Annotated in this window: 11 protein-coding genes and 1 pseudogene; 7 read left to right on the forward strand and 5 right to left on the reverse strand. The window is 72.5% G+C overall.

Features of this window, described 5'->3' with window-relative positions; translation table 11 throughout:
* Nucleotides 1-169, reverse strand: a pseudogene (locus ACFXA3_RS25345) (ATP-binding protein); the annotation flags it as partial.
* 275 nt (nucleotides 170-444) lie between these two features.
* Nucleotides 445-1,401 (reverse strand): hypothetical protein, encoded by a 957-nt coding sequence (locus ACFXA3_RS25350; RefSeq protein ID WP_385190478.1) that lies wholly within the window; start codon nucleotides 1,399-1,401, stop codon nucleotides 445-447.
* Nucleotides 1,402-1,487: 86 nt separating this feature from the next.
* On the opposite strand from ACFXA3_RS25350, the gene dapE reads away from it, so the two are divergent.
* Complete coding sequence (gene dapE, locus ACFXA3_RS25355) at nucleotides 1,488-2,567, forward strand: succinyl-diaminopimelate desuccinylase (protein WP_385190481.1); 1,080 nt, start codon at nucleotides 1,488-1,490, stop codon at nucleotides 2,565-2,567.
* 64 nt (nucleotides 2,568-2,631) lie between these two features.
* The gene (locus ACFXA3_RS25360; protein ID WP_385190484.1) at nucleotides 2,632-3,390 is read left to right on the forward strand and encodes a TIGR00730 family Rossman fold protein; all 759 of its coding nucleotides are present in this window, start codon (nucleotides 2,632-2,634) and stop codon (nucleotides 3,388-3,390) included.
* Between the two features lie 60 nt (nucleotides 3,391-3,450).
* On the opposite strand, the gene folP is transcribed toward ACFXA3_RS25360, so the two are convergent.
* On the reverse strand, nucleotides 3,451-4,311 hold the full coding sequence (gene folP, locus ACFXA3_RS25365; RefSeq protein ID WP_385190486.1) for a dihydropteroate synthase: 861 nt from the start codon (nucleotides 4,309-4,311) through the stop codon (nucleotides 3,451-3,453).
* Nucleotides 4,312-4,393: 82 nt separating this feature from the next.
* On the opposite strand from folP, the gene ACFXA3_RS25370 reads away from it, so the two are divergent.
* Nucleotides 4,394-4,750 carry a DivIVA domain-containing protein gene (locus ACFXA3_RS25370; protein WP_385190496.1) on the forward strand — a complete coding sequence of 119 codons (357 nt, stop codon included), beginning with the start codon at nucleotides 4,394-4,396 and terminating at the stop codon, nucleotides 4,748-4,750.
* The gene (locus tag ACFXA3_RS25375; RefSeq protein ID WP_385190488.1) at nucleotides 4,747-5,322 is read left to right on the forward strand and encodes a DNA-3-methyladenine glycosylase I; all 576 of its coding nucleotides are present in this window, start codon (nucleotides 4,747-4,749) and stop codon (nucleotides 5,320-5,322) included. The genes ACFXA3_RS25370 and ACFXA3_RS25375 overlap by 4 nt, the downstream gene beginning before the upstream one ends.
* 47 nt (nucleotides 5,323-5,369) lie before the next feature.
* Here the strand turns inward: ACFXA3_RS25375 and ACFXA3_RS25380 are convergent, their stop codons facing one another.
* The gene (locus tag ACFXA3_RS25380; protein ID WP_385190490.1) at nucleotides 5,370-6,173 is read right to left on the reverse strand and encodes an enoyl-CoA hydratase/isomerase family protein; all 804 of its coding nucleotides are present in this window, start codon (nucleotides 6,171-6,173) and stop codon (nucleotides 5,370-5,372) included.
* 333 nt (nucleotides 6,174-6,506) lie between these two features.
* On the opposite strand from ACFXA3_RS25380, the gene ACFXA3_RS25385 reads away from it, so the two are divergent.
* Entirely contained in the window at nucleotides 6,507-6,674 is a 168-nt protein-coding gene (locus tag ACFXA3_RS25385; RefSeq protein WP_003966491.1) for a DUF3117 domain-containing protein, read from the forward strand.
* 148 nt (nucleotides 6,675-6,822) lie between these two features.
* Here the strand turns inward: ACFXA3_RS25385 and ACFXA3_RS25390 are convergent, their stop codons facing one another.
* Nucleotides 6,823-7,485 (reverse strand): O-methyltransferase, encoded by a 663-nt coding sequence (locus tag ACFXA3_RS25390; protein ID WP_054227355.1) that lies wholly within the window; start codon nucleotides 7,483-7,485, stop codon nucleotides 6,823-6,825.
* A gap of 216 nt (nucleotides 7,486-7,701) precedes the next feature.
* On the opposite strand from ACFXA3_RS25390, the gene sigE reads away from it, so the two are divergent.
* The gene (sigE, locus tag ACFXA3_RS25395; RefSeq protein WP_385190492.1) at nucleotides 7,702-8,481 is read left to right on the forward strand and encodes an RNA polymerase sigma factor SigE; all 780 of its coding nucleotides are present in this window, start codon (nucleotides 7,702-7,704) and stop codon (nucleotides 8,479-8,481) included.
* A partial coding sequence (locus tag ACFXA3_RS25400; protein ID WP_385190494.1) for a zf-HC2 domain-containing protein occupies nucleotides 8,478-9,021 on the forward strand: 544 nt, incomplete at its 3' end. The genes sigE and ACFXA3_RS25400, both read left to right, overlap by 4 nt.

Below are 9,021 nucleotides of genomic sequence, written 5' to 3' on the forward strand. Positions count from 1 at the left end.
CCACGTCACCCGCGGTGCCGGCGGCGTCCGGGCTGGTGAGCGCGCCCAGCTGCGGCACGGACTCCAGGCCCGCGGCGCTGGCAGCGCCGGCCGCACCGACCACGGGAGCTGCCCCGGCTGCGAGCAGCAGCGCGGTACGGGCGATCCGGCGGGTCAGGGGGAGGGACATGATGCTCCTAAGCGGTAGCGGCTGAGTACGCCGTGTACAACCGCTCGGGGGGCGGGTGGAGTTGCGGAGGCGCCGGGTAAAGGATCGGTAACGCATCGTTTAATCGGCTTCCGCGACAAGCCCATTGAATGCGCGCCGACCAGGGGTTCCGCCCCCGAGGAGGCGGGTCGGGCCGCCCGCCCGGTCACCCCCGCACGGGGGACGCCTCGTACGGGCGACCGGTCCCGCGGGCCGGTCCCGCAGGCCGGTTCGGCGGGCCGGTTCGGCGGGCCCGCTCAGCGCGCGACGAAGATCCGCACCTCGTCCTGCTTCGCCTCGTAGGGGTCCCCCGGGGCGGACTTCCCGCCGGCGGCGCCCGCCGGCTGCCACTTGCCCTTGGCCTGGCCGGCCGTCCAGCCCGCCCGGTCGTACGACACCCGCGCGATGCCCATCCCGTGCGCGTTGGCCACCGCCCAGCCCGCCATCGCCTTGCTGCCGCGCGCCGCGGACGCGCCGCCGTCCCGCTTCTCCACGAAGGTCACCTCGGTCTCCTTGACCGCCCGGCCCGCCTCCGCCGTCCGGTTCGGACCCGCCTGCGCGGAGTGCGTCTTGTCCTTCGCGAAGATCCGGCTGAGCTCCGAGCGCACCTTCTCCGGGTCGCCCGGCGCGGTGGGAGCCGGCCCGCCGCACGTCAGCTCCCCGTCGCCCGCGAACGCCGCCGTCAGGACGGTCGCCTCCGGCTCGTGCTTCGCGTACGCCTGCGGGAAGCCGCTCAGCTGCACCTGCTGCGCCGCCTCCGTCAGCGGGAGCCGCGAGTACCCCTTGATCGCGACGAGCCGGTCGTAGAAGATCCCGGCCGAGTACACCGGGTCAGTGATCTGCTGCGGAGTGCCCCAGCCCTGCGAGGGCCGCTGCTGGAACAGGCCCAGCGAATCCCGGTCGCCGTGGTCCAGGTTGCGCAGCATCGACTCCTGCATCGCGGTCGCCAGCGCGATGGTCACGGCCCGGTCCGGCAGGCCCTTGGCCACGCCGACCGCGGCTATCGTCGCCGCGTTGGCCGCCTGCTCGGGGGTCATGTCGACCCCTTGCGCACTCGCCGGCGCGCTGGCCGTGCAGTGCGGAGCGCCCCCACTGCCGTTCGTCGAGTCGTACTGCACGGCTCCGTAGCCGATCAGCGCGAGCAGAACGAACGCGCCGGCGACCTTGAGCAGCGGTCGGCGGCGGCGGGGGCGGAGGTGATCGCTCTGGGACACGCCGCCCACCGTACTTGAGCCACGCGACGCGTCCACCGGCCGGACGTGGGAGGTTCGTCGCAGCCCGGGGCGTTAGGGTCAGAGCCATGTCCGAATCCGAGCTGGACCTCACCCTGGACGCCGCCGAGCTGACCGCCCGGCTCGTCGACATCCCGTCCGTGAGCGGCGACGAAAAGGTCCTCGCCGACCTGGTGGAGCAGGCGCTGCGCGCCCTCCCGCACCTCACGGTCGACCGGTACGGCAACAACGTCGTGGCCCGCACGCACCTCGGCAGGACCGAGCGCGTCGTGCTCGCCGGCCACCTGGACACGGTGCCGATCGCCGACAACGTGCCGTCCCGCCTCGACGAGAACGACGTCCTGTGGGGCTGCGGAACGACCGACATGAAGTCCGGCGTCGCCGTGCAGCTGCGCATCGCCGCGACCGTCCCCGAGCCCAACCGCGACCTCACCTTCGTCTTCTACGACCAGGAGGAGGTCGCCGCCGACCTCAACGGCCTGGGCAAGGTCGCACAGGCCCACCCCGACTGGCTGACCGGCGACTTCGCGGTCCTGCTGGAGCCGTCGAACGCCGAGGTCGAGGGCGGTTGCCAGGGCACCCTGCGCGTCCTGCTCCGCACGTCCGGCGAGCGCGCCCACTCCGCGCGCAGCTGGATGGGGTCCAACGCCATCCACGCGGCGGCCCCGATTCTCGCCAAACTCGCGGCGTACGAGCCCCGCAGGCCCGTCATCGACGGCCTGGAGTACCACGAGGGCCTGAACGCCGTCCGCATCGAGGGCGGCGTCGCCAACAACGTCATCCCCGACGCCTGCACCGTGACGGTCAACTTCCGCTTCGCCCCGGACCGCAGCATGGACGACGCGATCGCCCACGTCCGGGAGGTCTTCGCGGACTGCGGCGTCGACGAGTTCGTGATCGACGACTTCTCCGGCGGCGCGCTCCCCGGCCTCTCCCACCCGGCCGCGGCCGCGTTCATGGAGGCGGTCGGCGGCCGCGCGATGCCGAAGTTCGGCTGGACGGACGTCTCCCGCTTCAGCGCCCTCGGCGTCCCGGCGGTGAACTACGGCCCGGGCGACGCCCTGCTGGCCCACAAGGTCGACGAGCGCGTCGAGACCAAGGCGATCCTCCACTGCGAAGAACGACTCCGCGCCTGGCTGACCTCCTGAATTCCGCTTCCCGTCACCTTTGTGCGCCTACCCTGATCCAACGATCAGCAGGAGGGAGCACATCATGGGCAACCCCGAAGGCAACGCTCGTCGTCGGCCCGAGGAGCAGCAGCTCGGGCCGGTGCTGCGCAGGCGGGGCCAGGTGCAGGCGGGCAGTACGACGGACCAGCGGCTGCTGGATTCGGCCGGGCCCTCCGAGTGGGTGCACACCGATCCCTGGCGGGTCCTGCGCATCCAGTCGGAGTTCATCGAGGGCTTCGGCACGCTCGCGGAGCTGCCGCCGGCGATCAGCGTGTTCGGCTCGGCGCGCACGCCCGCCGGGTCGCCGGAGTACGAGGCCGGGGTCCGGATCGGCGGCGCGCTCGTCGAGGCGGGCTTCGCGGTCATCACGGGCGGCGGCCCGGGCGCGATGGAGGCGGCCAACAAGGGTGCCCGGGAGGCCAACGGCGTCTCCGTGGGCCTGGGCATCGAGCTGCCGTTCGAGCAGGGGCTCAACCAGCACGTGGACCTCGGACTGAACTTCCGGTACTTCTTCGTCCGCAAGACGATGTTCGTGAAGTACAGCCAGGGCTTCGTGGTCCTGCCGGGCGGACTCGGCACGTTGGACGAGCTGTTCGAGGCGCTGACCCTGGTCCAGACCCAGAAGATCACCCGGTTCCCGATCGTGCTGTTCGGTTCGGCGTACTGGTCCGGGCTCGTCGACTGGCTGAAGAACACGGTGATCGCGCAGGGCAAGGCCTCGGAGCGCGACCTCTACCTGTTCCACGTCACGGACGACGTGGACGAGGCGATCGCGCTGGTGACCAAGGAGGTCGGCAAGTAGCCGGCCCGCACCCCGCGAGCCCCCGGCGGCCGACCGCCGGGGGCACCCCCGGGGCACCGCTCAGGCCAGGCCGCGACGGGTCGCCGCCGGGGGGCGGTGGCCCTGGATGGAGCGGACCATGTCCAGGACCTGGCTGGTCTCGGCGACCTCGTGGACGCGGTAGACCTGGGCGCCCAGCCAGGCCGATACCGCCGTCGTGGCCAGCGTGCCCAACAGGCGCTCCTTGACCGGCTTGTCGAGGGTCTCCCCGACGAAGTCCTTGTTGGACAGCGAGACCAGCACCGGCCAGCCCGTGTCCGTCATCTCGCCCAGGCGGCGGGTGGCCTCCAGCGAGTGGCGGGTGTTCTTCCCGAAGTCGTGGCCCGGGTCGATCATGATCGCGTCCCGGCGGACCCCCAGCGCGGCCGCCCGTTCGGCCAGCCCCACCGTGACCCGCAGGATGTCCGCCATCACGTCGTCGTACGTCGTCCGGTGCGGCCGGGTGCGCGGCTCGACCCCGCCCGCGTGCGTGCAGACCAGGCCCGCGCCGTGGCGCGCCGCGACCTCCGCGAGCTTCGGGTCCACCCCGCCCCAGGCGTCGTTCAGCAGATCGGCCCCGGCTTCGCAGACCGCCTCGCCGACCTCGTGCCGCCAGGTGTCGACGCTGATCACCACGTCCGGGTGGCGGCGCCGCACCTCGGCCACGAAGCCGACCGTGCGCCGGGCCTCCTCGGCCGCGTCCACGTGCTCGCCCGGACCCGCCTTGACCCCGCCGATGTCGATGATCGCGGCACCCTCGGCGACCGCCTGCTCGACCCGGTCCAGCGCGGGCTCGTCGCGGAACGTCGCTCCCTGGTCGTAGAAGGAGTCCGGCGTCCGGTTCACGATGGCCATGATCACCGGCTCGTGGGTGTCGAACTCGCGCCTGCCCAGTCGCAGCATCCCGTTCTTTCCTCCTCCGGCGGCCCTCGCGCCTCGCTGCGACCTTAACCTGGTGGCCGGTGGCCCGATGTCTCTCAGGGAGTTGCTCGTGTTCTGGTTCTTGCTGATCGCGCTGGTCGTGGTCGTCGCGGCGGTCACCCTGGCCGTGGTGGGCGGTGGTTCCGAGGCGGTGCTGCCGGAGGCGGAGCCGGACCGGGTGGCCGACGCGCTGCCGGAGAGCCGCCCGGTCGTACGGGCCGACATCGACGCGCTGCGGCTGCCGGTCGCCCCGCGCGGATACCGCATGGCCGAGGTGGACGACGTACTGGAGCGGCTCGCGGCGGAGCTCACCGAGCGGGACGCGCGCATCGCGGAGCTCACGGCCGCCGCCGCGCACTCCCGCGCGCAGGCGGCCGGCGGGGCGGTCGACCTGCACAAGGAGAAGGAGGAGCAGCAGTGACGGCGATCGCCGGCCCGGACGGGGGCCTGCGCTGCCCCTGGGCGCTCGCCACCGAGGACTACATCACGTACCACGACACGGAGTGGGGCCGCGCCGTGCACGGGGACGACGCCCTGTACGAGCGGCTGTGCCTGGAGGCCTTCCAGTCGGGGCTGTCCTGGCTGACGATCCTGCGCCGCCGGGAAGGGTTCCGCACCGCCTTCTCGAACTTCGTGATCGCCGAGGTCGCCGCCTTCGGACCGGCCGACGCGCAGCGGCTGCTCGCCGACGAGGGGATCATCCGCAACCGGGCCAAGATCGAGGCCACGCTGGCCAACGCGAAGGTCCTCGCGGAGTGGGAGCCGGGCGAACTGGACGGGCTGATCTGGTCGCACGCCCCGGAGCCGGGCCGCCCGGCCCCCGCGACGATCTCCGAGGTCCCGGCGGTGACGCCCGAGTCCACGGCCCTGTCCAAGGCCCTGAAGAAGGCCGGGATCCGCTTCGTCGGCCCCACCACCGCCTACGCGCTGATGCAGGCCTGCGGGCTGGTCAACGACCACCTGGCCCCCTGCGTCGCCCGTACCCCCGCCTGACCGGGGGGGGCGGGCGCGAGCCTGCCGACGGGGCCGGGGCCGGGGGCCTAGCGGCCCAGGTACTTCGGCGGCTGCTTGGCGAGGAAGGCCTCGACGGCGATCGAGTGGTCCTCGGAGGCGCCGGCGCGGGCCTGCAGGGTGTCCTCGTGGGCCAGCGCCTCCGCCAGCGAGTGGGACGCCCCGTAGGCCAGGGACTCCTTCAGCGCGGCGTAGGCCACCGTCGGGCCGGCCGCCAGCGCGCGGGCGACCGCCTCGGCCTCCGCGTGCAGGGAGTCGGAGGGGACCAGGCGGTTCACGATGCCGAGCTCGTACGCCTCCTGCGCCTTCACCGAGCGCGGGAAGAGCAGCAGGTCACTGGCGCGCGAGGCACCGATCAGGCGGGGCAGGGTCCAGGAGACGCCAGAGTCCGCGGTGAGGGCCACCCCCGCGAAGGAGGTGTTGAAGGACGCCGTGTCGGCGACCACCCGGAAGTCCGCCGCCAGCGCGAAACCGAAGCCCGCTCCGGCCGCGACTCCGTTGACGCCCGCCACGACCGGCTTGGGCATCTCGGTCAGGGCGCGCACGATCGGGTTGTAGTGGTCCGCGACCGTGCTCATCGTCAGCGAGGAACCGTTCTCGCGGTCCGCCGCCAGGTTCCCGATGTGCTCCTTGAGGTCCTGGCCGACGCAGAACGCCCGGTTGCCGGCCGCGGTGAGCAGCACCGCCCGGACGGCCGGGTCCGCGGCCGCCGACCGGACCGCGTCGCGCAGCGCGACCTTGGCCTCGGTGTTCATCGCGTTCATGGCGTCGGGCCGGTTGATCGTGATCGTGGCCAGTCCGTCGGTCACTTCGTAGAGCACGCTGTCGGCCATGGCAGGGGGTCCCCCTTCGTCGCGGGCTTGGCTACCGGCCGGTACCGGCCGGTGCAAGGGCCAGCATGGCGGACCGGACCGTCCCGGGGCATGTGATGTGCGTCAAAGAAAGCGGAGGGCGGACGCCGGGTGCGGCGGCGAAGTATCGCAGGCACGTCCCCGAAATGAGTGGTTTTGGCCGAGCGCGTTGCTCAAGCGTTCCCTGCCGATGTTGGTCATCGGGTCCTGACATGCGGGATAATGGCCAAGAAGCAATGTGTTCGATGCCGGGTTCCAGGCGCCTGAATGGGGCCGTCGGCTGACGATGAGCTGGTTTCAGGAAGGGGAACGAGCATGGCGGCCATGAAGCCGCGGACGGGCGACGGCCCGCTCGAGGTCACCAAGGAGGGGCGGGGCATCGTCATGCGCGTACCGCTCGAGGGCGGCGGTCGGCTTGTCGTCGAGCTGACTCCGGACGAGGCGGACGCCCTGGGTGACGCCCTGAAGAAGGTCGTCGGCTAACCAGTCGGCAGCACCGCACCATCTGCATTCCCAGTATTCTCTGCGCTGCCCCGTCCGCTCCCTGCGGCCGGGGCAGCGTTGTCTTCCGGGCCCGGCCGGCCCGGGCCCGCCCGGACGGATGCCGCGACCCGAACCGGAACCGGAACCGTCAGCGGCGGACCGCGCAGAGCAGGCCGTCGCCCACCGGCAGCAGCGCCGCCTCCAGCGCCGGGCTCTCGCGGACGCTGCGCAGCAGCTCCCGCACGCGCAGCACCTCCGTCTGCTGCGCCCCCGAATCGACGGTCCGGCCGTCGGAGAAGACCCCCTCGAAGCACACCAGCCCGCCGGGCCGCAGCAGGCGCAACGATTCGGCGAGGTAGTCGAGGGACTCGGTCGGGTCGCCGTCGCAGAACACGAGGTCGTACCCGCCGTCGGCGAGCCGGGGGAGTACGTCGAGTGCCCGGCCGGGGATGAACCGGGCGCGGTTGCCCGCGAAACCGGCGGCGCGGAAGGCCTGGCGGGCGAAGGCCTGCCGGTCGGCCTCGGGGTCCACGGTGGTCAGCACCCCGTCGGGGCGCATGCCGTGGAGGAGGTGGATGCCGGAGACGCCGGTGCCGGTGCCGATCTCGGCGACCGCCTTGGCGTCCGCGGTGGCGGCGAGCAGGCGCAGCGCGGCGCCGGTGCCCGGGGAGACGGAGCGCAGGCCCGCTTCCCTGGCCCGGTCGCGGGCCCACCGCAGAGCGTCGTCCTCGGCGACAAACGCGTCGGCGAACGCCCAGCTCGTCTGCCGGTTGCCGGTAATGACCCTCTCCTGTCCCCATAGTTGGCGCAACGGTGACTGTATCCGCTGACGTCGGGAACCCGCAGATGGGACCGCACGTTGAAGAAAACGGCGGCGGAAAGACCCAGCGCGGCAAAAGGGGCGTAAGGGCGGGACGCAGCCGGGATAGATGGGGACGGCACCGGGCAGATCGACGGCCCGGCGAGTCGCAGGCACGTGCAAAGTTACTGCAAAAACGCTTATCCGGAGCTGACGGGAGGGGTGGCTATGGTAGGGACTCCACTGGACACCACCAGAGCCGATAGGGGAGGTGCGGCTGCGCCTGTGGATCGTGGAGGCGTATTCAGACGCCTCTTCTGGTCGGCGGGTGAGCCGAAATCCGTGACCAACATTGCTGACCGCTTCCACACCGCTGCCACCGCAACCACTGCGACCTTTGCCGACGATGCGGGCACCCAGGCGTGGACCCCTCCTTCATGGGAGGAGATCGTCAGCACGCACAGTGCGCGGGTCTACCGCCTTGCCTATCGTCTGACGGGCAACCAGCACGACGCCGAGGACCTGACGCAGGAGGTCTTCGTCCGCGTCTTCCGCTCGCTCTCCACCTACACCCCGGGCACGTTCGAGGGCTGGCTGCACCGGATCACCACGAACCTGTTCCTGGACATGGTCCGCCGCAAGCAGCGGATCCGCTTCGACGCGCTCGGCGACGACGCCGCGGAGCGGCTGCCGAGCCGTGAGCCGTCCCCGCAGCAGGTCCTCCACGACACCCACTTCGACGCGGACGTCCAGCAGGCGCTGGACACCCTCGCGCCCGAGTTCCGTGCGGCCGTGGTGCTGTGCGACATCGAGGGCCTGTCGTACGAGGAGATCGCCGCCACGCTGGGCGTGAAGCTCGGCACCGTGCGCAGCCGTATCCACCGGGGCCGTTCGCACCTGCGCAAGGCGCTCAAGCACCGGTCCCCCGAGGCCCGTGCGGAGCAGCGGGCGCTGGCGGGAGCGGCGGTGGGCGCGCCGGGCGCCGGGGGAGAGGGCGGAGCCGAGTGAGCGGAGTCAGTCCCTCTCCTGCCGAACAGCACCTGGGCGACCGGCTCGCCGCCCTGGTCGACGGGGAACTGAACCATGACGCGCGCGAGCGGGTCCTGGCACACCTGGCCACCTGCCCCAAGTGCAAGGCCGAGGCCGATGCGCAGCGCCGCGTGAAGAGCCTTTTCGTCGAGAGCGCGCCGCCGCCGCTGTCGGCCGGGCTGCTGGCCCGGTTGCAGGGGCTGCCGGGCGAGGGTCCCGACGGGCCGCCGGGTCCGCCGGCTCCGCCGGGGGCGGAGCTCTTCGCGTACGTGGCACCGAGCACACCGCAGCAGGGCTTCCGGATACACGAGGTGGGGCGGCCGCGCCGGCGCTTCGCGTTCGTGGCGGCCGGAGCGGTGTCGCTCGCCGCGATCGCCCTGGGCGGTTCGCTGCCGGTCGACAACCTCGACCCGAACCTGCGGGGCGAGGCCCCGGCGTCACGGCCCGGTCCGGCGGTGTCCGTGGCCGACGCGGTGGTCCGGGACCAGGTGCCCGGTCCCGGGTTGGTGGGCGGGCCCC

The organism is Streptomyces sp. NPDC059456 (assembly GCF_042750055.1).
Taxonomy (GTDB): Bacteria; Actinomycetota; Actinomycetes; order Streptomycetales; family Streptomycetaceae; genus Streptomyces.